At 69.5% G+C, this 20,962-nt stretch carries 27 protein-coding genes and 1 pseudogene; 4 read left to right on the top strand and 24 right to left on the bottom strand.

The window, feature by feature from the left end; all coding sequences use genetic code 11:
* From JWN68_RS01320 to JWN68_RS01310, 3 genes are all read left to right on the top strand, one after another.
* Nucleotides 1-327, top strand: a 327-nt coding sequence (locus JWN68_RS01320; RefSeq protein ID WP_297733530.1) for a hypothetical protein, incomplete at its 5' end; no start/stop codon positions are given.
* The gene (locus JWN68_RS01315; RefSeq protein ID WP_297733528.1) at nt 324-665 is read left to right on the top strand and encodes a hypothetical protein; all 342 of its coding nucleotides are present in this window, start codon (nt 324-326) and stop codon (nt 663-665) included. The genes JWN68_RS01320 and JWN68_RS01315, both read left to right, overlap by 4 nt.
* Complete coding sequence (locus JWN68_RS01310) at nt 662-1,492, top strand: alpha/beta fold hydrolase (protein WP_297733525.1); 831 nt, start codon at nt 662-664, stop codon at nt 1,490-1,492. Before JWN68_RS01315 ends, JWN68_RS01310 begins: the two co-directional genes overlap by 4 nt.
* On the opposite strand, the gene JWN68_RS01305 is transcribed toward JWN68_RS01310, so the two are convergent.
* The 22 genes from JWN68_RS01305 to JWN68_RS01200 form a co-directional block, all read right to left on the bottom strand.
* Nucleotides 1,481-1,924: a GNAT family N-acetyltransferase gene (locus JWN68_RS01305; protein WP_297733522.1), complete on the bottom strand. Its 444-nt coding sequence runs from the start codon at nt 1,922-1,924 to the stop codon at nt 1,481-1,483. The two genes, JWN68_RS01310 and JWN68_RS01305, sit on opposite strands and share 12 nt — an antisense overlap.
* Before the next feature lie 42 nt (nt 1,925-1,966).
* The gene (locus tag JWN68_RS01300) at nt 1,967-2,203 is read right to left on the bottom strand and encodes a hypothetical protein (RefSeq protein ID WP_297733519.1); all 237 of its coding nucleotides are present in this window, start codon (nt 2,201-2,203) and stop codon (nt 1,967-1,969) included.
* Between the two features lie 189 nt (nt 2,204-2,392).
* A complete protein-coding gene (locus JWN68_RS01295) occupies nt 2,393-3,241 on the bottom strand; it encodes an ERCC4 domain-containing protein (protein WP_297733516.1) in 849 nt (282 codons plus the stop codon).
* Between the two features lie 44 nt (nt 3,242-3,285).
* On the bottom strand, nt 3,286-3,420 hold the full coding sequence (locus JWN68_RS01290; RefSeq protein WP_297733513.1) for a hypothetical protein: 135 nt from the start codon (nt 3,418-3,420) through the stop codon (nt 3,286-3,288).
* Nucleotides 3,421-3,635: 215 nt separating this feature from the next.
* Complete coding sequence (locus JWN68_RS01285; protein WP_297733510.1) at nt 3,636-4,073, bottom strand: Tad domain-containing protein; 438 nt, start codon at nt 4,071-4,073, stop codon at nt 3,636-3,638.
* The gene (locus JWN68_RS01280) at nt 4,070-4,546 is read right to left on the bottom strand and encodes a hypothetical protein (RefSeq protein WP_297733507.1); all 477 of its coding nucleotides are present in this window, start codon (nt 4,544-4,546) and stop codon (nt 4,070-4,072) included. The genes JWN68_RS01285 and JWN68_RS01280 overlap by 4 nt, the downstream gene beginning before the upstream one ends.
* A complete protein-coding gene (locus JWN68_RS01275) occupies nt 4,543-4,893 on the bottom strand; it encodes a TadE/TadG family type IV pilus assembly protein (RefSeq protein ID WP_297733504.1) in 351 nt (116 codons plus the stop codon). Before JWN68_RS01275 ends, JWN68_RS01280 begins: the two co-directional genes overlap by 4 nt.
* 55 nt (nt 4,894-4,948) lie before the next feature.
* A complete protein-coding gene (locus JWN68_RS01270) occupies nt 4,949-5,155 on the bottom strand; it encodes a hypothetical protein (protein WP_297733500.1) in 207 nt (68 codons plus the stop codon).
* Between the two features lie 62 nt (nt 5,156-5,217).
* Nucleotides 5,218-6,159, bottom strand: coding sequence for a type II secretion system F family protein (locus JWN68_RS01265; protein WP_297733497.1), 942 nt, complete (start codon nt 6,157-6,159; stop codon nt 5,218-5,220).
* Nucleotides 6,156-7,010, bottom strand: a complete 855-nt coding sequence (locus tag JWN68_RS01260) for a type II secretion system F family protein (protein ID WP_297733494.1) — start codon at nt 7,008-7,010, stop codon at nt 6,156-6,158. Before JWN68_RS01260 ends, JWN68_RS01265 begins: the two co-directional genes overlap by 4 nt.
* Nucleotides 7,010-8,263, bottom strand: a complete 1,254-nt coding sequence (locus JWN68_RS01255; RefSeq protein ID WP_297733491.1) for an ATPase, T2SS/T4P/T4SS family — start codon at nt 8,261-8,263, stop codon at nt 7,010-7,012. The genes JWN68_RS01260 and JWN68_RS01255 overlap by 1 nt, the downstream gene beginning before the upstream one ends.
* Before the next feature lie 159 nt (nt 8,264-8,422).
* Entirely contained in the window at nt 8,423-8,617 is a 195-nt protein-coding gene (locus tag JWN68_RS01250; protein WP_297733489.1) for a hypothetical protein, read from the bottom strand.
* A gap of 636 nt (nt 8,618-9,253) precedes the next feature.
* Nucleotides 9,254-9,472, bottom strand: coding sequence for a hypothetical protein (locus JWN68_RS01245; RefSeq protein WP_297733486.1), 219 nt, complete (start codon nt 9,470-9,472; stop codon nt 9,254-9,256).
* 46 nt (nt 9,473-9,518) lie between these two features.
* On the bottom strand, nt 9,519-9,794 hold the full coding sequence (locus JWN68_RS01240) for a transporter substrate-binding domain-containing protein (RefSeq protein ID WP_297733483.1): 276 nt from the start codon (nt 9,792-9,794) through the stop codon (nt 9,519-9,521).
* Between the two features lie 264 nt (nt 9,795-10,058).
* The gene (locus JWN68_RS01235) at nt 10,059-10,526 is read right to left on the bottom strand and encodes a hypothetical protein (protein ID WP_297733481.1); all 468 of its coding nucleotides are present in this window, start codon (nt 10,524-10,526) and stop codon (nt 10,059-10,061) included.
* A 149-nt stretch (nt 10,527-10,675) separates the two neighbouring features.
* A complete protein-coding gene (locus JWN68_RS01230) occupies nt 10,676-11,392 on the bottom strand; it encodes a GAF domain-containing protein (RefSeq protein WP_297733479.1) in 717 nt (238 codons plus the stop codon).
* Between the two features lie 61 nt (nt 11,393-11,453).
* Nucleotides 11,454-12,092 (bottom strand): response regulator transcription factor, encoded by a 639-nt coding sequence (locus JWN68_RS01225; protein WP_297733477.1) that lies wholly within the window; start codon nt 12,090-12,092, stop codon nt 11,454-11,456.
* A 103-nt stretch (nt 12,093-12,195) separates the two neighbouring features.
* Nucleotides 12,196-12,828: a hypothetical protein gene (locus tag JWN68_RS01220; protein ID WP_297733475.1), complete on the bottom strand. Its 633-nt coding sequence runs from the start codon at nt 12,826-12,828 to the stop codon at nt 12,196-12,198.
* 127 nt (nt 12,829-12,955) lie between these two features.
* The gene (locus JWN68_RS01215; RefSeq protein WP_297733473.1) at nt 12,956-14,149 is read right to left on the bottom strand and encodes a HAMP domain-containing sensor histidine kinase; all 1,194 of its coding nucleotides are present in this window, start codon (nt 14,147-14,149) and stop codon (nt 12,956-12,958) included.
* A gap of 1 nt (nt 14,150) precedes the next feature.
* The gene (locus tag JWN68_RS01210; protein ID WP_297733471.1) at nt 14,151-14,840 is read right to left on the bottom strand and encodes a response regulator transcription factor; all 690 of its coding nucleotides are present in this window, start codon (nt 14,838-14,840) and stop codon (nt 14,151-14,153) included.
* A gap of 38 nt (nt 14,841-14,878) precedes the next feature.
* The gene (gene ligD / locus JWN68_RS01205) at nt 14,879-15,805 is read right to left on the bottom strand and encodes a non-homologous end-joining DNA ligase (RefSeq protein WP_297733468.1); all 927 of its coding nucleotides are present in this window, start codon (nt 15,803-15,805) and stop codon (nt 14,879-14,881) included.
* Nucleotides 15,802-16,734 carry a DNA ligase gene (locus JWN68_RS01200; RefSeq protein WP_297733466.1) on the bottom strand — a complete coding sequence of 311 codons (933 nt, stop codon included), beginning with the start codon at nt 16,732-16,734 and terminating at the stop codon, nt 15,802-15,804. The genes ligD and JWN68_RS01200 overlap by 4 nt, the downstream gene beginning before the upstream one ends.
* A gap of 74 nt (nt 16,735-16,808) precedes the next feature.
* Here JWN68_RS01200 and JWN68_RS01195 point away from each other — a divergent pair.
* Nucleotides 16,809-17,732: pseudogene (locus tag JWN68_RS01195) on the top strand (Ku protein).
* On the opposite strand, the gene JWN68_RS01190 reads toward JWN68_RS01195, so the two are convergent.
* Both JWN68_RS01190 and JWN68_RS01185 read right to left on the bottom strand, forming a co-directional pair.
* Nucleotides 17,729-18,631 carry an SDR family NAD(P)-dependent oxidoreductase gene (locus tag JWN68_RS01190; RefSeq protein WP_297733462.1) on the bottom strand — a complete coding sequence of 301 codons (903 nt, stop codon included), beginning with the start codon at nt 18,629-18,631 and terminating at the stop codon, nt 17,729-17,731. The pseudogene JWN68_RS01195 and the gene JWN68_RS01190 sit on opposite strands and share 4 nt — an antisense overlap.
* Nucleotides 18,632-18,640: 9 nt before the next feature.
* Nucleotides 18,641-20,962: NAD-glutamate dehydrogenase domain-containing protein (locus JWN68_RS01185; RefSeq protein WP_297733459.1), on the bottom strand; the 2,322-nt coding region annotated here is incomplete at its 5' end.

Raw genomic sequence — 20,962 nt, 5'->3', positions numbered from 1 at the left:
GACACCACCGACTCCGAGGGCAGTGACGACCGGGAACAGATGGAGGACAACTTCCACGTCCACGAACGCTTCCGCGACCAGGAGGACAGGGCGTCGGTCGGGCCGGGCCTCTTCTACCGGTTCGGGTATGGCAAGGACCTCGAGCTCATCTGCATGGACACCTCGCAGGACAGTGAGGACCCGGAACATCACCGCTTCTTCCAGGTGCCCGACCATGCCGCCTGGCTCGAGGACGCACTGTCCGCCGGTGACGTGGCCTGGCGGATCCCCTTCTCACACCACCCCGTCTTCTGCGCCGGACCGAGCACGGGAATGACGACGAGATGATCGAGTCGGTGCTGCCGCTGCTGGAGAGCGGCGGCGTCCGGCTCACGCTGGCCGGGCACGAGCACAACTTCCAGGTCTCGGAGACCGACGGTCGCACCTTCGTCGTGTCCGGAGCAGGCGGCAAGCTGCGCGAGGAGCTCCCCGAGTGGTTCGACGAGGCCCACACCACCGCGTGGGCCGCTCAGGCACACCTGCTGCTCGTGGAGATCGACGGGCCGGAGGCACGGCTCACGCCAGTCTCCGGGCTGCTGCCCGACGGGTCGCTGCACCGGATGACCGCCCTCACCAGGAAGAACGAGGCCGTCCGGCCACCGATCGTCGTCCGCCATGAGGGATGATCAGTCCCACCCGAAGACGGCTCGCACGGAGCCTGCTCGTGGTGCTGGTGATCGGGGTGGTAGCGGTGGGGATGCTGGGGGCGCTGCAGCGCCAGCTGATCTACTTCCCTGACGCCGGTCCTGTGCGTCCGGCCGGGGACGCCATCGAAGGTGCGCGGGACGTCACCCTCCGCACCGCCGACGGCCTCGAGCTGTCCGCCTGGTTCATCCCGGCGACCGGGACCGAGGACACCGCGATGGCGGTGCTGGTCGCGCCGGGCAACGGCGGCAACCGTGCCGGTCGAGCCAGGTTCGCCGAGGAGCTGAGCGGCCGCGGGATGGCCGTGCTGCTGATGGACTACCGCGGCTACGGCGGCAACCCGGGCGCCCCCAGCGAGGACGGCCTCGCGGCAGACGCGGACGCGGCTGTCGACGCGCTGGCGCACCTCGGCTATCCGCCGCACCAGACGATCTACTTCGGGGAGTCCCTCGGGTCGGCCGTCGTGGCGGCCCTCCAGGCCCGGCGCCCACCGGCCGGGGTCGTGCTCCGCTCCCCCTTCACCGAGCTTGCCGACGTCGGAGCGCACCACTACCCCTGGCTGCCGGTCCGGGCGCTACTGCGCGACCAGTTCCGCTTGCTGGACCACCTCGCCGGCAGCGAGGTGCCGGTGACGATCATCTACGGCGACCGGGACTCCGTAGTCCCCCCCATGCTCAGCGCCCGGGTCGCGGACGCGGCCCCGTCCCTGGTCGAGCGGGTGGTGCTGCACGCCGACCACAACGAGCCCGTCATGTTCGGGTCCCGCGTGGCAGCTGCCGTCGAGCGGATGGCGCGCTCAGTGGGCTGACGGGCCGCCAGTGGTCAGTCGAACTGCACGAACGCCGCAGCGAGCCGTCCTCGAAGTCCGTGTCTCGGCGAAGCCGAGTGACTCGTAGAACGCACGCTGGCCAGGCTCGTCATCGGTGAGCAGCACCTTCTGCCGCACGTCCGCGTAGGGAGCGAGCGCCTCCGTCACGAGCCGCCGCCCGACCCCGCTCCGCTGCTCGTCCGGGTGGACGAGGATGTCCTGGATGTAGGCGATCGTGACGCCATCACTGACGACCCGCGTCAGCCCGACGAGTCGGTCGTCCCTGCGGGCGGTCACTACTCGTGCCGATCCCTCCATCGCCCGCTCCAGCGCGTCGAGATCCCTCGTGTACGCCGACCAGCCCACGGCGTCGTACAGGCCGGCCAGCTCGTCGCGCTCGGGGACCGTGCCGGCATCGATCTCGATGGTCATGGGGGGACATCATTGATCTTGGACGAGGGTCACCGCACCCGTTTATCCCCAGTAGGAGTCCCACGCGCTCCCGTCGCCGTGGATCAGGTAGCGGTGGTAGGTCACGCGGTAGAACCCGGGACGTGCGCACTTCTCGTACCGGCGGACCTGGTAGCGGAAGTCCCCGTACAGCTTGTCGTAGAGGACGCGGCTTCCGACGGTGTCGAAGACCCGGTGGACGCGGCGCATGGTGGCGCCGGAGCCGGGCCCGGAGCCGGTGTCATCGGGAATGATGTACACGTGACGCCATTCCTGGGGCGTGACGCAGCCGGGTGTGTCCGCGTTTGCTGGCGCAGCGCCTGCAAGCGGCACGGTCGAGCCTGCGACTGCGGTGGCGAGGAGCCATCGCATCGCACGTGGACCGTGGTTCATGAGTTACCCCCGGATCGGTGGCGCCTCTGGTGGGGCACCGGTCCAGACGGCATCGCGCTATGGGTCCGGCTGACCCGCTGTCGCGAAGACCTCACCCGTGAGCCCATCGATCAGCTGGGTGCCCTCAGGAGACGACTGCAGGGCGCGCAGCGCGATGGCTCGGCGGTCGAACGACTGCACGTCCGCGCGTGAGGTCGGCCCGGTCAGGATCCAGCGGCGATCGGGTCGTACGCCCCGGGCGGGCCGCGCGGGTTCTGGCGCGCGGTCGGCTGGTGCGACGTACACGCTGTGCAGCGCCTCGGCGAGGCGGGCGGCGCGGACGGCGCCGATGCCGGGATGGCAGCGCAGGCCGTCGGGGGCGGCGGCCGCCACTGCGGCAAGACTGCCGTGGGCGACGAGCAGGCTACGGGCCATGGTGGCGCTGATCCCGGGGACGACGGAGAGCATGGCCTCGGCCTGCGCGGAGGGGTGTCGGCGTGCGCGGCGCGGGCCCTCCGTCGGGGTGGTGGGCGTGGCGCGGCGGGCACGCTTCGCGAGCCGGATGATCCAGGCGGCGCTGTCCTCGTCGTCCAGGCTGTGCAGCACGGTGAACCCGTCCTCGACCAGTCGGCACACCGCACCACGCCAGGCGTCCTCGGCGATCCCACGGGGCTCGCCCTCGACCATCAGCACTGCCTGGGGGAAGGTCGACTGCAGGCGTACGGCCTGGTCGAAGATGCGGCCGTCGCGGATCGACGCCCCCAGGTCCTCCGGGCCCTTGCGCTCGACAGCGAGGTGCGGCCCGAGCACGTAGTCGCCCACCGGCAGGTCGGTCAGCCGCACGTCGAGACCAGCGGCGACCAACGCGTCCGGAATGGTGCTGTTCCGCTCGCGGTGGTCCACCAGCACCGGACCTACGTCGACCACGTCTTCACGGTACTCGTCCCTCCGCGCTGCCGGTCGGAGTCGAGTCAGTCGGGTGGCTCGACCGCGTCGGCGTGGTCACTGGCCCCGGCAGACCTCTGGACAAGGGCCGGGTCGAGGATGGCCGCCTCGAGGCGGTCGAACTCCGCCCGAGCCAGGGCGGGGCCTATGGGGTGGTTCAACTCGTCCACCCAGGACGGATCGGACATGACGAGGGATGACTTAGGGGGGTTCACGGCAGCTCTCCGGAAGGTAATCGACAAACGTCTGCTGGCCGCAGCTCTTTTACGACCTCGATCGGTACCCCCTCAACGCCTGAGCAACGCAGAGGCTACGGGCCTCGCCATACCTCCGGAGGGGCATGGGAGAACTTTACCCACGGGCAAGCGGGGTGGTGCTACTCCTGCATCGTCACGGCCGCGGTGCTGGTCGCTGTGACGACCGGCCGGGTGGGACTCCCGGGGAGGTGGAGCGGCGGCTTCACCGGGGCGCTCAGGACCACCGTCACCGAGCGGTCCACGACATTGACCTGTGCCTGCACCTCGAGCCCGGGATAGGTGTGGTCGGCGCCGACCGACTCGAGGTAGGCGATCACGACCTTCCTGACCGCTCCGGACTCCTGGAGCAGCCGGTCCTGGGTCAGCCCTTCGCCGTACACGCCGGCAGCGCCGAGGTCTGCGCCGCGCAGCGCGGCTCCGTCGGCGAGGGTGTCGAGGCTCTGGCGCTGGAGGTAGGCCGAGGAGGCGTTGATCACGAGCGCGATCCCCATCAGCAGCACGGTGGCCAGTCCCAGGATCAGTGGAATGGTGGATCCCTTCTCGTCGCGACGCCTCACTCCTCCCCCTCGCTGGCTGGTACGGCGACGAACTGGCCGATCGGCACCGTGTGCCTGGCCGTGAGCTTGAACGAGCGACGGTTGTCGGCCAGCACCTCGGGCAGGAACGGGATCCTCACTCCCGAATAGACCCGGACCGTGATCAGGGACGTGCCGGCATGGCAGTTGTCCGGGAAGGGCTTGCACGTCACCTCGACCTTGCCCGCCTGCCCGTCGCCGCCCTGGTCGGCGAGGGTCTGGTCGACCACTGCCTGGGCGCGCGCCGCCCCCGTCGCATCGTCAGGCGCGAGGGCGTAGGCCCGAGCCGCCGCTCGCGCCGCACCGCTCACGGCGAAGGCACCTTGTTGGACCTCGAAGACCGAGATGACGACCCAGGTGATCGGGATGAAGAGGATCAGCGCGACCCAGCAGAACTCGACGAGGGCGCTCCCTCGTTCATCCGGGTCGCGGTTGCACCCGCGACGGCGGCTCACTGCGGTTCCTCGATGATCGCGTTGCCGCTCGCCTCGAGGGCGATCGCGGGCCCGCCCAGGCCCAGTGCAGGCACCTCCGCGGTGATCACGACCCGGTAGGCCGGGACTCCACCGATCACCATGTCCTCGACGGTGATGTCCCGGGCGTACTTCGCATTCAGGGTGCCGAGGATCTGCTCCCTGGCCCTCGCGATCCCGTCGTCCGGGGTGGCGCCGGTGACCGCCGCGCGGCGAGCACCCTCGGCGGCAGCCGACGCCAACGTGTTCTGGACGTGCAGCACGAGCGAGAGCTGGAACAGGCCGGCAAACATCGGCAGCAGGACCACGAGGATCATCACGAAGTCCACGACCGCACTGCCGCGTTCGAATCGTCCGCGCGATCCGGACCGCCCCGACACGCGACTAGTTGACGGAGTCGAACGCGCGCGTCAACAGGGCCTTGAGCGGCTCCTCGGCGAAGGTGAAGATCACCAGCGCCAGGCCGACGGTCATCACCGTCACCATCACCCAGCCCGGCACGTCGCCCCGTTCGTCGCGTGTGCGCGGCCCTGCCAGCGCGAGGTACGCGAGGTAGAAGAGCAGGAACTTGTCGGGTGTTGCACGCTTCATGGGACTCCCCGTTCGGTTGGTCGATCGATCACAGACGTGGGTGGTGCTGCGCTGGTACTGCCTCACGGCACCACCAGGCTCAAGCCGATGGCGCCTGGGAAGAAGGCGAAGAGGACGGTCACCGGGAGCACCATGAAGACGACCGGCGCCATCATGAAGACCTCCTTGCGAGCCGCCGTCTCGATCAGGTTGCGTCGGCCCGCTTCACGCACGTCGGCGGCCTGCGCGTGGAGCACGTCAGCCAGCGGAGTTCCCCGTTCGATCGCGACCGAGATCCCCGTCGCGAATCGCGCCACCAGCGGCAGCCCCGTCGTCGCTGCCAGCCCGTCGAAGCCGGCGGCGACCGGCGTGCCGGTGCGGATCTGGGCCAGCACGCGGCCGAGGTCGGCAGAGAGCTCGCCGCCGCTGCGTCGTACGACGCGGTCGAGCGCGGCGACAGGGCTCTCACCTGCGGCGACGGCAAGCGCGAGCAGTTCGGCGACGGTCGGGAACTCCACGACGATCTGGCGCTCGCGGTTGGTGGCCTGGCTGCTCAGCCGGTTGTCACGCCCCATCACCCCCAGCGCGAACCCGACACAGCACAGGAGCAGGGCCCCCACCGGGCTGACGTCGTCGGTGAAGGCGCGCAACAGGCAGAAGGCCGCCACTGCCGCGAACCCCGCGATCCCCCACAACACCTGCTCGATCCGGAACTCGTGCACGGACTTGTCGATCGCTGCCCGCTCCAGCCGGCGGCGTACGGAGGTCGCCCCACCCAGCGTCTTCTCGACCAGGTCGGCCGCCGAGCGGAGGAAGGGGCCGAAGATCCCGGCGGCTGCGGCTGCAGGTGACGAGGACGTGACCGTGAGAGACGGGGTCCGGCCGACCTGCGGGAGGTCGCGGACGTAGGGCAGCACGCGCAGCGCGAGCTGAGGGCGACGGATCACCGCCACCCGGGCGGCGATCAGGAGCACTCCTGCGGCGCACGAGGCACCCAGGAGAGCGCCCCACCAGGTCGGACTCATGCGAGGATCCGCCGCTCGACGGGCAACCGACCGATGCGCATCATCAGCCGGTATGCCGACAGGCACAGCACGGCACCGACCACCAGCACCACCACCCCGGCGCTCGAGGAGTAGACGGTGACCGAACCAGACTGGAACGACATCAGCAGCAGCACGGCCCACGGTGCGGCCACCGCGAGCCGGGCGCCGTTGACCGTCCAGGCCTGCCGCGACTCCATCTCCGACCGGGTCCGGGCCTCGTCGCGGAGATAGCCGGAGAGGTTGCGCAGCAGGCGGCCGAGCTCGCCGCCTCCGACCTCCCGGGCGATGCGCAGGCCCTCGACGACGCGGTCGCCCACCGGGTCGGACAGGCGTTCCTTGAGCCGGTCGAGCGACTCGTGGAACCTCCCGGTGACCTGGTAGTCGAGAGCGAACTGGTCGAAGGAGTCGCGCAACGCCTCGGGTCCGTTGGTGCCGAGCGCTGCAAGGGCATCGGGGAGCGACAGTCCGGCGCGTACGGCGCTGGCGAGGTTGTCCACCGCGTCGGGCCACACCTCGGCGAACTCGCGTTGTCGCCTCGCAGCGCGCTGCTTGACCACGGCGATGGGCGCGTAGCCGGCCATCAGTGCGAAGGCGAGCGAGACCGGAACTGTCCGCGACACCGCCTCGATCACGACGAAGGCGATCAACGAGAACACGGCGCACAACGCCGCCACGCTGGTCACCGAGACCCCGCCGAGGCCTGCCCGCGCGAGCAGCTGCCGCCCGCGAGGGCCGCCGGGCCGAGACGGCTTGACTGTCCGGGGCAGGAAGAACGCCGACCAGATGAGCAGCAGGCCCACGCCCATACCCAGTCCGACGAGGGCGCCCATCAGTGTCCCGCGCTCAGGATCTGGTGCACGTCGATCCCGAGCTGCTCGAAGCGTTCGAGCCGTGACGGCGTCCCTGCTCCACGACGCAGCTCCGTGCCTACGCGCTCGAAGATCGGCTCGATCTCGATGATGTCGTTCTCCACCCGGCCCGGGACGGAGACGATCTCGTTGACGCGTCGCACGCCCTGCGCGTCGATGCCGAGGTGCACCACCAGGTCGACGGAGCTGGCAACGGTGGGCACCACGAAGCGAGCCGAGATGTTCTCCCCGGCCAGCAGCGGCAACGTACACATCTTCACCAGCGCCTCCCTGGCACTGTTGGCGTGCAGCGTGCACATCCCCGGCAGTCCCGCATTGAGGGCGAGCAGCAGGTCGAGGCACTCCTCGGCCCGCACCTCTCCGACGATGATGCGGCTGGGACGCATGCGCAGCGCTTCCTTGACCAGGTCGCGCAGCAGGATCTCCCCCGTGCCCTCGAGCCCGGCCTGGCGCGTCTGCATCGGCACCCAGTCGGGGTGCGTGAACTGCAGCTCGAAGACCTCCTCCGCGGACACCACCCGGTCGCCGCCGGGGATGGACGCGGACAGGCAGTTGAGGAAGGTCGTCTTCCCGGCCTGGGTCCCGCCGGCCACCAGGACGTTCAGTCCCGCCCGGATCGAGGCGTCCAGGAAGGCCGCTGCCTGACGACTCAGGCTGCCGAGCTCCACGAGGTCGTCGAGGCGCCTGGCGCGTACGACGAACTTGCGGATGTTCACCGCGGAGAACCCGCGGCTGATGCCCTCGAGCACCACGTGCAGGCGATGACCTTCGGGCAGCATCGCGTCGACGAAGGGCTGCGAGATGTCGATGCGCCGGCCGCTCGACTTGAGCATCCGCTCCACGAGCTCGTGCACCTGCGCGGAGGACAGCATCAGGTTGGTCAGCTCGTGGCGGCCGCGCCTGGCGATGAAGACCCGACTGGGGTCGTTGATCCAGAGCTCTTCGACCTCGGGGTCGTCGAGGAAGGGCTGGAGCGGACCGAAGCCGGAGACCCGGGCGATCAGCTCGCCGACGACGGCAGCGGGATCGACAACCGGCGCCACAGCGCCGGTGAGACTGCGCTCGTCGTGGCGGCCCACCACCTCTTGCGCGATCCGGCGCACGATCGCAGTGTCCCGCTGGGGGTCGACACCCTCAGTGCGCACCTGCTCGCGCACCCGCGCATCGAGTTCTTCGATGAGGTCGGCATGCGTGTCTGGACGCGTCAGCGTCATCAGTAGTCCCCCGGTCCCGAGATGGTTTCTACAGACCCGAACGCTAGTGGAATCCAAGCGCTGTCGACTACTGCCAGAGCGGCATCTGTGGAGAACCTTTACCGAGTAGCGGGAGGCGGTCCCAGCACCCCTGATCCCTCGCGACGATGGACAGGAGTGTCAGTCACTGGCCTCGGCCGGGTCCGCGATGGTCTCAGGCAGCTCGCGGACCGGCATCACCACGACGTCGTTGATCTTCCAGTCGAGCGCCTTGTGCGCCTCGGCGGCGTCCTCGAGGCGGTCGAGCGTGCCCTCCTCGCCCGCCCGCGGCTGGACGAAGGCCTCGACGTGGAAGACGTGCCCCTGGTCGCGCACCCGCGACCGGCTCCCTCGACCCAGTCCATGGAGCGGACCACCCCAACGACCTCCACCGTCAGGGGGTGGGGGTGGGGCGCTTGTCGTCGAAGGTCCGTGCCCGCTGATCCATCAGGGCATCCGCACCGCGCAGGTTCTGCCACCCGTCGCGGACGATGGAGGCGGAGATGAGCAGGGCCGCGCCGGCGTCCGCCCACCAGAGACCGACACCGATCCCCCGGGACGCCGACGATCGTGCCCGCGGCGGTCATCCAGTCCGCCTTCTGCATGTCGGCGTCCGCGAAGAGAACCTTGTCGTGGAGCCGCTCGGCGAGTGGCAGCTTCATCCGTCCCAGGATGTACGGGCCGATCCCGGTGTAGACCATCGCGGCGACCATCAGCCCTCCGGCCCAGAAGGTCTGGCCGAGGAACTGCGTGGTGCCGATCGGCGGGTGCTCGGCGCGAACGAGCCCCATCGCCGAGTCCTCGACCAGGAGCAGACCGACGGCGAGCAGCGCGACGGCGGCGGTGAGGTGGCCGATGGCGGTGGAGCGGCGGTGGACTCCGTACGGGTGCCCCGGGGCGGGAGGCTTCCTGGCGCGTCGTACGGCGACGAGGAAGGCGAGCGGCGCAACCAGGGCCAGCGATGTCCTCCACTCAGCCGGTCTTCATCGCCTGTGAACTGCCCATCGTGAGGAACACGACGCTGATGCCCGTGAACATGTAGAGGATGGTCACGATCTCGAGCCGCGTGGCTCGCCGGAGGGCAGCCGTCTGTTGCGGCGGGAGCTCGGTGTTGCCGAAGCGTGCCGTCGGGTAGGACCGCTCCCCGGCCTCCTCGTGGGACGTGACGAGGCCTCCTGGGTGTCGAGCCACTGCTCGAGCTCGGACTGGAGGGCGTTCTCGCCCATACGCACCATCATCACGTGCTTCTCGGTCGTCCCCCCGGACTCCACCTCTGCGTAGGGCGGGTGAGGCCGACCTTGTCCACCCAGAGGTTCTTGTCGGTCACCCCGCCCACCGCGATGTCGAGCTGTCCCTCCTCGAGGAGGGTCACCAGCTGTTCCTCACCGCCGACGGTCCACTCGATCTCCACGCCGAGGTGGTCAGCGAAGCCCTCGACGAGACCCGGCTCGCGACCGGTCGGCTCGCTGCCCTGTGACACCTGGACCCAGCCCTCTCGAGGAGAAGCGCCCACCCGCAGCACCTTCGAGCTGCCGATGCGGTCGAGGCCTGTCGTCGGGATCGGAGGGAATGGTCAGTCCGCAGCCCGAGGCCACGAGTGCGACCAAGACCGCAAGAGCCGCACGACGTGGCCGGGCGCCGCGCGAAGGTGACGGTCACGGCGCACGTGCGTCATGTCGGGATCGTCCCACTCCCTCATCCAAGTCCGCGAGGTTGGCCGGGGCGCGTCGGCAAATGGTAGAGCCTGGACCAGTACGGTCCAGGAACCCGCGACAAGCTAGTCCGTCCACTTCCAGCTGACGAGCGTGGCGTCGGTGACCCTCATCCGCTGCTCAGCCGGGACGTCGGCGCTGAAGGAGAAGGTCACGACGTAGGCCTGGTCGTCATCGGTGGGGTAGTACTGCTCGACCGTGTAGTCCAGGTCGTTGATCGACGCCTGACCGGTGACGTGTGCCGACGGGTTGCCGCCGACCTGGACGCGGGAGTTGACCACCACGTCCTTGACCCCGACGCTCGCCAGCTCGTCGCGGGCGGCCTTCTCGGCCTCGTCCGGGGTGAGCGAACCGCCTGGGAACAGCAGCACGTTGACGTTGTCCGCGAAGTCGTCCTTGTCCCGCCCGTTCATCGCGAAGCTGTCGGGGTCGAAACCCGGGACGGGCTCGTCCGGCTCACCCCAGCCGTCCGGCACGTGGAAGCTGTAGCCCGTGCCGTCGATCTGGGGCCCCGTCGCAGCGGAGGCATCCAACGACGGGGCGTCGAGCTCCTGGGCTTTCGAGGACCCGCCGTCGGATGACAGGGCCGAGCAACCGGCGCAGGCGAGGACGGCAACGACGACAGCAGAGGCTCGGATCGCGGCGAGAACCCTAGGGCCACGATCGCTGGGTCACGCAGGGGCTACTCCCCGAGGTCGTGCTCTCCGTGCGACACACCGGCGATGAGTCTCTCGGCCAGGGCGGCCTGGCTGATCCCGGCTCGATTGGCGGCTTCGGCCAGCTGTTCCCGGGCGGACTCCAGGCCGACGTTCTGCGAGCTCATCAGGATGCCGAGGGCGACCTGGACGCGCATCTCTTCGAAGAGGAGCCGCGGGGCTTGCTCGGCGGTGCGTCGGGTGCTGAAGCCCAGGTCGGCATTCGCGACGGCTCCCGGAGCCCAGGCGCTGAAGATCCGGGCGATCTCCTCGTGGTGGCCGGTGAAGGCATGAGGCGTGGCGGCGTAGAGGTTCACCGAGCCGACGACCTGGGCATGGTTGAGGATCGGCAGGGTCAGGGTGCTGGCGACCGCTGCGGCCGACGTGGCCTGGGCGAACAGCTGCCAGCCACCCTCTCCGAGGAGCTCCTCATCCCGGTATTCGAGGACCTGCTCGGCCTGGACGCTCTCGACGCACGGTCCACCGTCGAGGTACTGGACACCGTCGAGGGCAGCGATCTCCTCGTCGGTGGCGACGAGGGTGAAGGACACGCCATGCTCGCGGGACGCGAGGCTGATGCCGACACACTCCGGGACGATGTCGCGCACGTGGGCAGCCATGTCCTTGAGGTGCTGGATCAGGTCGGTCTCCTCGAAGGGACCGAACTCGCTGACCGCCTCCGAGGTCTCGGGAATGGGCTCCACAGGGACAAACTTTACCGACCCGACTCCAGCGACGTGCTCACCACAAGGGGTGGGGGTTTCGTCAGCGGCCCTCGCGCCACGAGGGTGCGTGGTCGACCCGGAAGCCGTGCTCGATGCCCCAGAGCACCGCCTGGGACCTGCTCGCCACGGCCATCTTGCGATAGGCGGTGCGGATGTAGGTCTTGACGGAGTTGATGCTCAGGAAGGTGCTGCGGGCGATGTCCTGGTTGGACAGCCCGCTCACGATCAGGCTGAGCACCTCGGACTCCCGCGGACTCAACCCTTCGCCCTGCCCGGGCCAGGCGGCCATCGCCGTGTCCTTGGGTGCAGGAGCCGACCGGACGGCCCTGCCCGCCGCAGCTGCCTCCACAGCCGCGACGATCTGCTCCCCGTCGACGGTCTTGGACAAGAAGCCCGCGGCACCCAGCCGGGTGGCTGCGTCGATCTGCTGCTGGCTCTCCGCCCAGCCGTAGACCAGGACCACTGCCGTGGTCTGCTCGAGGACGTGGAGCAGGCGACCCTCGGGGTCGGGGTGGGCGAAGGTGTCCAGGAGGAGAACGTTGACCGGGCGCGTCGGAGGTTCGCTCCCCACGACCTCGACCCGCTTCCCGTACGGCGCCAGCAGTGCGGCCACGCCGGCCGTCACGACCGGGAAGTCGTTGACCACCATCACCAGCAGCGGCTGAGCAGCATCAGTCATGGCGAACCCATCTCGCGACGACGAACGAGGACGGTCCGGAATCTACTAGGTCATGCCTGCCGTGCGGGGACTGCCAGGACGTGAGGGCTCGCGCCCGGTCGACTCAGACCGTGGTGTCGCTGCGGGTCTCCCCCGAGGCGCGCGGGACCGGGACCTTGGCTCCGGCGGTCGGAGCCTCGTCGACCGGTACGGCGGTCGCTCGGGCGCTGGCGACGACACCATCACGTCGAGTCGCCCGCGCACCGCTGAGGAACGTCGCCGCGATCAGAACGGCAAGGAGGCCGGCCGACCAGAGCCGCGTCGGACCATCGAGGGCGTCGACGACGTAGCCGGCGTAGGGCACGTGCCCGATGACGACGTCCTGGCTGGAGGCGTCCAGGGTGACCGTCCACGGGTCCAGGGCGCCCGTGCCGTCGCCCATCGTGCGATAGACGCCCGCCTCGATCCCGGCGATGCGTCGGGTGACCAAGGGGCTGTCCTCCCGCGAGGTCTTCGGGTAGGTGATGATGTCGCCGAGCTCGAGGTCAGCGACGGGCACCGACTCGACGACGACCGCCGAACCCTTGCCGATGGTGCCGCTCATCGCGTCGTCCGTGACGGTGTGGAAGGCCACGCCGAGGGCGGCAGGGACCACGAAGCTCAAGGCGATCAGCAGCAACAAGAAGGTCGCGAGCTGGACGACCATGCGGCGATTGCGCGTCGCGCGCCGTCTCGAGCGGGTGGTCAGCTCGAGCATCAAGACCACCTCGGCTCTTCAGTGCCTCCGAATAAGGGCATCGTTCAAAGGTAAAGGAATCCCGCCCACGCAGCAGCCACGCACCGCCCACGGCCCGGTAACGCTTGGGCGTCCCCACGCGCGCAGGTCAACGACGCGGCAGCAGGATGTCCAGCTCGTCCTTCGTCGGGTCGTCCGAGCACCGGCCGCCGAGGATCTCGACCTGGGTACGAGCCTTGCGGGACTCGGTCCAGGCGACCTCATCAGGGCGACTGGGGCCACCTTGTACCAGGATCCGGATGTGCTTCTCCCAACCGGAGAAGCGCAGCGTCACCGGCCCGGTGGCGTGCTCGGAAACGTCGCGCAGCACGGTGTCGAGGAGCTGCTCCACCGGTCCGGGCGTGAGGGTCACGTCGGGTCCGATGTCCACGAAGGCCTTGATCTCACGCGACTCGGGCAACCGGTCGCGCCACCGCTGTGCGATGTGGTGTCCGAGCGCGACCAGGGTGACCTCCGCCCCGACGACGACCTGCCTGCCCCGAGCGAACTCGAGCAGCTCCCCGACGGTCGCGTCGAGCCGCTGCACGTCGAGCAGGCAGCGCTCGGTCGTACGCCGCACCTCCTCATCGAGGTCGCTGCGCAGGTTGAGCTCCTCGAGCTCGAGCCGCATCCCGGTCAACGGCGTGCGCAGGACGTGGGAGGTGTGCTGGAGGAACTCGCGATCGCGGTGCATCGAGTCCTGCAGCTGCGCTGCGCCGGCCTCGAGCGAGGCAGCGAGGGAGGCGACCTCGGGGATGCGGGACGTCGGCGGGTCGATGTCGTAGCGTCCCCGGCCCAGGGCGGCCGCCGACCTGGCCAGCTGCTGGAAGGGCCTCGTCAGGCCCGTTGCGACCGCGAAGCCGGCAAGAGCAGCAACCATGACCATGAGCACCATCAGCGCGAGCAGCTCACGCTGTTCCTGTCGTGCCCGGTCGGCCACCACCTCCTCGCCCTCCAGCAGGCCGACAGTCGTCGACCCAACTGTCTCCCGGACCCGGACTGCGTCCTCGCCGACCTCGGGATCGAAACCGGTGCCGGCGATGGTCACGGTCGCGACGTCCGGCCGCTCCACGGTGAGCTCCACCCCGTCCGGGACGAAGGCAGCGAGCCTGTCCGACGTGATCGGCGACCCGTTGTCGTTAAGGTCCTCGACGAGGGTGGCGATGACCCGGGCCGTCGAGGCGCCCTGGTCGAGCTGGGCGCCCCTGACCAAGTCGTTGATGGCGGCCGAACGAGTGGAGCCGACCACCGAGGCGATGACCAACGCGAAGCACACAAAGGCGAGAGTGAGCCTCGCCCTCATGTCAGGTGCCGCTCTCGAGCCGGAAGCCCACTCCACGAATAGCGACGACCCGGTCGGTGGCGCCTGCGTCCTCGAGCTTGCTGCGCAGACGGCCGATGGTCACGTCGAGCGTCTTGGTCGAACCGAACCAGTTCTCGTCCCACACCTCGCTCATGAGGTGCTCGCGCGAGACCACCTTGTCGCGGGAGGCGGCAAGCAACGCGAGAACGTCGAACTCCTTGACCGTCAACGCCACCTCGGCGTCGTTGAGCGTGACTCGTCGGGCGTCGGTGTCGATGCGGAGGCCACCTGGCTCGTCGGCCTCCAGGACGTGGGCGCTGCCGGCGGCCTGGCTGCGCCGCAGCAGGGCGCGCACGCGCGCCTGGAGCTCAGCCAGCCCGAAGGGCTTGGAAAGGTAGTCGTCGGCTCCGTAGTCGAGGCCGACAACCCGGTCGAGCTCGCCGGCGCGCGCGGTGACGATCAGGATCCCGCCGTCGAAGCCGGCGTCGCGCGCGGCGCGACAGACATCGAGACCGTCCATGTCGGGCAGGCCGAGGTCGAGGATCATGATGTCGGCCGACTTCGTCGACAGGTGCGCAAGCGCTGCCTTGCCGGACTCCAGCCACGTGACCTCGTAGCCCTCACGCTCGAGCGTGCGCACCAACGGGAACGCGATGTCTTCTTCGTCCTCGACGACCACAACTGACGGCATGCGCCCGAGCATAGGTTGTCCTGGGTGTGATCCAGCGCTCACACCCGGGAGTCGAACAGGTCGCCGTGGTCCTGGATGCGCTCGAGGACCTCCTCGAAACGGAACTGCTCGAGGCCCAGAGGATCCTCCGCCCCCTGCTCGACCTCCTCCCAGGTGATCGGGGTCGCCACGGTCGGGCGTTCGCGGCCGCGCAGCGAGTAGGGCGAGATCGTCGTCTTGGAGCCCGAGTTCTGCGACCAGTCCAGGAACACCTTGCCCGGCCGCTTCGCCTTCGTCATGGTCGCCGTGATCGATCCCGGGTCAGCCTTCTGCAGGTCCTCGGCGACCTCCTTCGCCAGCGCGGTCGTGCCGTCGCTGTCGAGCTTGCGGGGCAGTGCGGCGTACAGGTGAAGACCCTTGCTCCCACTGGTCACCGGGCTGCAGGTGAGCCCACGCTCGGCGAGGGAGTCGCGGACCTTGAGCGCCACCTGGCAGCACTCGTGGAGTCCGGCGGGCTCTCCGGGGTCCAGGTCGATGACCAACCGGTCGGGGTGGCGCGGCCTGCCCGCCTTGGTGACCTGCCACTGATGGACGTGCAGCTCGAGCGCCGCCAGGTTGACCAGCCACGTCAGGGTCGCGAGGTCGTCGCAGACCGGGAACCGGATGGTATCGCTGTCTGGCCCCGAGCGGTTCCTTGTTGCGCGACTCCCGGTCGTCGGCACCGTGGCGGTCCGCACCCACGACGGCGTCCCGGAGGGAGCGTTCTTCTCGAAGAAGCTGTCGCCCTGAACGCCGTGGGGCCAGCGGATCCGCGTGACCGCGCGGTCGCGCAGGTGCGGCAGCAGCACCCCCGACACGCTCGCGTAGTAGTTGAGCACCTCGCCCTTGGTGGTGGCGGTGCGCGGATAGAGCACCTTGTCGAGACTTGTGATCCGAAGGGTCCGGCCTTCGACGTCGACGTGCACCTCGTTGCCAGCAGGGCTCACAGCAGGTCCTCCGGTCCGATGTCGCTGCGCACCCCGACGAAGGAGGGCTGCCGCAGCCGGGTGACAGGGGGGCGACTGTGGGCATCGACGTCGACCACCACCCGCGGCTCGACCCAGTGCGTGCCCTTCGCGTCGACAGCCGGCACCTGGTCCGCGAAGGGCGACTCCGCCACCTCGTGCGGCTTCACCAGCTCGGACAGCAGCCGGCACGCAGCGCCACCGATCCCGCTGCCCACGCGCCCGCGATAGAGCAGTCCGTCCGGGGTGGGCTCTCCCACCAGCACCGACGCCAGCCGGTCACTCGTCCCCTCCTGCGGGCGCCACCCGGCCACCACAAAGGAGTAGCGGTGCCGGTGGGCCAGCTTGACCCAGTGCGGGGTGCGCGCATCGAAGACGTAGCGGGAGGCAAGTCGCTTGCTGACGATCCCCTCAAGTCCCTGCTGCAGGGTCGCGTCGAAGAGCATCGCGCCGTCGTCGTACGCCGCAGGCACCTGCCACGAGCCGTCGAGCTCGAGCTTCGCCAGCATCTCCTGCCGCTCGCTCAGCGGCCGTCCGCTGAGGTCGTGGCCGTCGAGGCGCAGCAGGTCGAAGACCATGTAGGTCGCCGGGATCCGCTGGGCGAGGCGGGCGGCACTGGTGGCCGAGCGGACGTGCATGCGTTCCTGCAGGACGCCGAAGTCAGGCAGGCCGGCGTCGTTGAGGCCGATGATCTCGCCGTCGACCAGGACGTCGCGGTCGCCGAGCGGGCTCGTGTGGACGTCAGGCCACGCGAGGGAGGCGTCGTTGCCGTTGCGGGTGAGGAGCCGCGCCCGGCCATCAGAGCCCGGGACGACGTCGCCCAGGATCCGTACGCCGTCCCACTTCACCTCGTGCGACCACTCCGAACCCGTGGGGACATGGGTGCCCTTGGAGGCGAGCATCGGACGCATGGTCTGCAGTCTGTCAGGAGGCGGCCGGCGCCCCCAGACTCCAACGGGTGGGGATTTGGGTCTACGGTTTGACCATGCGAGCGATCTGGAAAGGCGCTGTGTCCTTCGGCCTGGTGAGCGTGCCGGTCAAGCTGTATGCCGCCACCGAGTCCCACGACGTATCCTTCCGGCAGGTGCACGCCAAGGACGGCGGCCGGATCAAGTACCAACGGGTGTGCTCCATCGACGGCGAGGAGGTGCCCTACTCCGACATCGCCAAGGGCTATGAGACCGAGGACGGCGAGATGGTCATCCTCAGCGACGACGACCTGGCCGAGCTGCCCTCGACGTCGTCGCGGGAGATCGCGGTGGAGAAGTTCGTGCCGAGTGAGCAGATCGATCCGATGATGTTCGAGAAGTCATACTAACTCGAGCCGGAGAAGTATGGCGCCAAGCCCAACGCCCTGCTGCGCCAGGCCCTCAAGGACGCGGACCGGATGGCCGTGGTGACGGTAGCGCTCCGGCAGCGGACCTCCGTCGCGGTGCTGAGGGTGCGCGAGACGGACAGCGGCGACGTGATCGTCCTGCAGACGATGATGTGGCCCGACGAGGTCCGCAAGCCCGACTTCAAGATCGAGGCCGGCGACGTCAAGGACTCCGAGGTCAAGATGGCCCACATGCTCGTGGAGACGCTGGCCGGCGACTTCGACGCCTCCGAGTTCGAGGACGACTACGCCGGAGCCGTGGAGACGCTGGTCAAGACCAAGATCGAGGGCGGCGAGGTGAAGAAGACCGCGACCTCGACCAAGTCCTCCGGTGAGGTCGTCGACCTGCTGGCCGCCCTGCAGAAGTCCGTCGCGGCCGCCAGGTCCGCCCGCGGGGAGGCCTCGCCCGAGACTGACACCGGGGAAGAGCCCGAGGAGAAGCCCGCCAAGAAGACCACGGCGAAGAAGGCAGCGGCCAAGAAGACCGCCAAGAAGGCTCCTGCCAAGAAGGCCGCGGCAAAGAAGGCGAGCTAGCTGGCAGTCCCTGCTCGCTCGCGGGCAGCAACCTCGCCCCTGGCAGCGGCGGAGTCGGGCACCCGACGCGACATCTCGGCGAAGACGAAGTCCGCGAGTCGCGGACTCACGAGGTTGAAGACCTCGCTGACGGTGCCGATGAACCCGTTGACGGTGATCGGCCGGTCCTCCATCGCGCGGACGATCCGCTCGGCACAGTGCTCGGGGCTCTCCGCCCGACGACCGGCGTAGGCGTCGGTCGGCCCGATCATGTCGGTGGCGACCAGGGCGACCCGCACGTTGGTGCACGTGACGTTGTCGAAGAAGGCCTCCCGGCCCATGATCCGACCGAAGACGTCGAGCGCACTCTTGGCGGCGATGTAGGCGGCGAACTTCGGCGCCTTGATCTGGTTGCCCCAGGTGACGATGTTGACGACGTGGCCGAACTTCTGCTCGCGCATGGCCGGCAGCAGTCCCATCGTCAGCCGTACCGGTCCGAAGAAGTTGACCGCCATCATCCGCTCGAAGTCGTGGAAGCGGTCGTAGCTCAGGTCCAGGGACCGACGGATCGACCGGCCGGCGTTGTTGACGAGGTAGTCCACGGCGCCGTGCTCCTCGAGCAGCCTCTCGACGAGGGCATCGACTGCGTCCCCGTCGGTGAGGTCGAGCGGGTACGCCGACGCGCGACCCCCGCTGGCGACGATGTCGCTCGAGACCCGCGCCAGCTCATCGCCTCGGCGCGCGACCAGCAGCACGTGTGCGCCGCGCTGTGCGGCGGCACGCGCGGTGGCCTCCCCGATCCCGGACGAGGCGCCGGTGATCAGGACCGTGGCGCCCAGCAGCGGGCTCGGCGTGCCGGGACGCAGTGCCCTGTGGAGTCGGGACAGTGCGGCCGCGGGGGTCTGGAAGAGCGGGTTCACCGGCCAAGTCTAGGAGAGCAGGCTGCGCACCACTCGGAGTCCCACCGACAGCCTCGCCAGGTCGGCGGCGTCGTCACGGCAGATCTCCACCAGCGTCGCCGAGGCACGGGAGACGAGCTGGGCGTCGGCTTCCTCCCACGTCGCCACCCGCGCCGGGGCGGACTCGTCCTGCGGTGTCGTCGACAGGACCGCCGCCGTGAGCTGCTGGTGCACGGCATAGAGGTCGTCGCGCACAGCAGCACGGGCCATGGTCGACCACCGGTCGTCCCGCGGCAGCGCGAAGATGCGCTCCACCAGCGCGGGCAACCCCAGTCGCTCCCCGAGGGCGAAGTGCACCCGGGCGACCTCGACCGGGTCGAGGTCGAGGCTGTCGGCAGTCTCGACGATGCCCAGCAAGGTGTAGGCCGGGGAGAGCACCGCCACCCGGGACGCGAGGTCCTCGGGGACGCCGGCCCTGGTCAGCCGGCCGCGGCGCGCGTCGAAGTCCGTGAGCTCCTGACCGGTGAGGAGCGTCGGCAGGACCGCCAGCACCGACTGGACACGCTCCTGGAAGAACGCGACCGTCGCCACCGAGTCGAGCGGCGGACGCCGGTTGTTGACGAGCCAGCGCGACGCCCGCTCGACCAGCGTGCGCATCTCGATCCGCATCCGCGTCTGCCGCTCTGCGGGCACCGCGTTGTCGTGCGAGGCGATCTCGTCGCGCAACGCCAGGGACCCGAAGATCTCGCGTGCCACGAAGTTGGCCCGGGTCAGGTCCGCAACGGTCGCACCCGTCTCCCCCGCCAGCCGCGGGATGAACGTCATGCCGGCGCCGTTGACCAGGTCGTTGACCACCTGGGTCACGATGATCTCCCGCCGCAACGGGTGGTCCTCCATCGACGCCACGTGGTCGGCGCGCATCCGCGAGGGGAAGTAGCTGAGCAGGTCCTCTCGGAGGTACGGGTCGTCGGGCAGATCGGAGGACAGCAGCTCGTCGGCCAGCACGATCTTGGTCCACGACAGGAGCACGCACAGCTCGGGCATCGACAGGCCCTCGCCGCGGTCGAGGCGTCGGCGTACTTGCCTCGACGTCGGGAGCGCCTCTAGCTCGCGGTTGAGCACACCGCGGCGCTGGAGGTCCTTCATCCAGTCCTCGTGGACGTGCAGGAGTGCTGGGGCGTGGGCCGCGGCGTTGGCCAGCGCGAGGTTCTGCTCGTAGTTGTCGCGCAGCACCAGCTCGGCGACCTCGTCGGTCATCTCGGCCAGCAGGGTGTTGCGCTGCTCCTCGGTCATCTCGCCGCGGGTGACCACCTTGTCGAGCAGCACCTTGATGTTGACCTCGTGGTCGGAGGTGTCCACCCCGGCGGAGTTGTCGATGAAGTCGGTGTTGATGCGGCCACCCGTGCCGCCGCAGCCGAGGCGGGCGTATTCGACCCGTCCGAGCTGGGTCAGGCCGAGGTTGCCGCCCTCACCCACACACTGGGCACGCAGATCCTCGCCGTTGACCCGGATGGCGTCGTTGGCCTTGTCGCCGGCGTCGCTGTGGGCTTCCTCGGACGACTTGACGTAGGTGCCGATGCCGCCGTTCCAGAGCAGGTCGACGGGGGCCAGGAGGACGGCCCGCATCAGCTCGGCCGGCGTGAGCTGGGTGACCTCGTCGTCCAGGCCGAGCGCGCGGCGGACCTCGGGGCTGACGGGGATGGACTTGAGCGATCGCGACCAGACGCCACCGCCCCTGGAGATCAGGCTCTTGTCGTAGTCCTGCCAGGAGGAGCGGGGCAGCTCGAAGAGCCGGCGACGCTCGGCGAAGGAGGTCGCGGCGTCGGGCTCGGGGTCGATGAAGATGTCGCGGTGGTCGAAGGCCGCCACCAGGCGCGTGTGCTCCGAGCAGAGCATGCCGTTGCCGAAGACGTCGCCGGACATGTCGCCCACGCCGACGGCGGTGAAGTCCTCGACCTGGCAGTCGATCCCGCGCTCGCGGAAGTGGCGCTGCACGGAGACCCAGGCCCCCCGGGCGGTGATGCCCATGGCCTTGTGGTCGTAGCCCACCGAGCCACCGGAGGCGAACGCGTCGCCGAGCCAGAAGCCGTAGTCCTGGGCGATGCCGTTGGCGATGTCGGAGAAGGTCGCGGTGCCCTTGTCGGCCGCCACCACGAGGTAGGTGTCGTCACCGTCATGGCGGACGACGCGCGACGGGGGCACGGTCTTGTCGCCGTCGAGGTTGTCGGTGATGTCCAGCATCCCGCAGATGAACGTCGTGTAGCAGCCGACGCCCTCCGCCATCCAGGCGTCGCGCCGAGCGGGGTCGGGGAGCTGCTTGCAGAAGAAGCCGCCCTTCGCGCCCACCGGGAC

This window comes from Nocardioides sp. (assembly GCF_025964975.1).
Taxonomy (GTDB): Bacteria; Actinomycetota; Actinomycetes; order Propionibacteriales; family Nocardioidaceae; genus Nocardioides.
This window is presented reverse-complemented; position numbering and strand designations above follow the sequence as displayed.

Coding starts and splice junctions, on each gene's coding strand:
- JWN68_RS01265 (WP_297733497.1), bottom strand. CDS start 6,159: ATGAGTCCGACCTGGTGGGGCGCTCTCCTGGGTGCCTCGTGCGCCGCA.
- JWN68_RS01270 (WP_297733500.1), bottom strand. CDS start 5,155: ATGAAGCGTGCAACACCCGACAAGTTCCTGCTCTTCTACCTCGCGTAC.
- JWN68_RS01315 (WP_297733528.1), top strand. CDS start 324: ATGATCGAGTCGGTGCTGCCGCTGCTGGAGAGCGGCGGCGTCCGGCTC.
- JWN68_RS01210 (WP_297733471.1), bottom strand. CDS start 14,840: ATGCCGTCAGTTGTGGTCGTCGAGGACGAAGAAGACATCGCGTTCCCG.
- JWN68_RS01260 (WP_297733494.1), bottom strand. CDS start 7,010: ATGGGCGCCCTCGTCGGACTGGGTATGGGCGTGGGCCTGCTGCTCATC.
- JWN68_RS01305 (WP_297733522.1), bottom strand. CDS start 1,924: ATGACCATCGAGATCGATGCCGGCACGGTCCCCGAGCGCGACGAGCTG.
- JWN68_RS01215 (WP_297733473.1), bottom strand. CDS start 14,149: ATGAGGGCGAGGCTCACTCTCGCCTTTGTGTGCTTCGCGTTGGTCATC.
- JWN68_RS01225 (WP_297733477.1), bottom strand. CDS start 12,092: ATGACTGATGCTGCTCAGCCGCTGCTGGTGATGGTGGTCAACGACTTC.
- JWN68_RS01200 (WP_297733466.1), bottom strand. CDS start 16,734: ATGCGTCCGATGCTCGCCTCCAAGGGCACCCATGTCCCCACGGGTTCG.
- JWN68_RS01255 (WP_297733491.1), bottom strand. CDS start 8,263: ATGACGCTGACGCGTCCAGACACGCATGCCGACCTCATCGAAGAACTC.
- JWN68_RS01220 (WP_297733475.1), bottom strand. CDS start 12,828: ATGCTCGAGCTGACCACCCGCTCGAGACGGCGCGCGACGCGCAATCGC.
- JWN68_RS01310 (WP_297733525.1), top strand. CDS start 662: ATGATCAGTCCCACCCGAAGACGGCTCGCACGGAGCCTGCTCGTGGTG.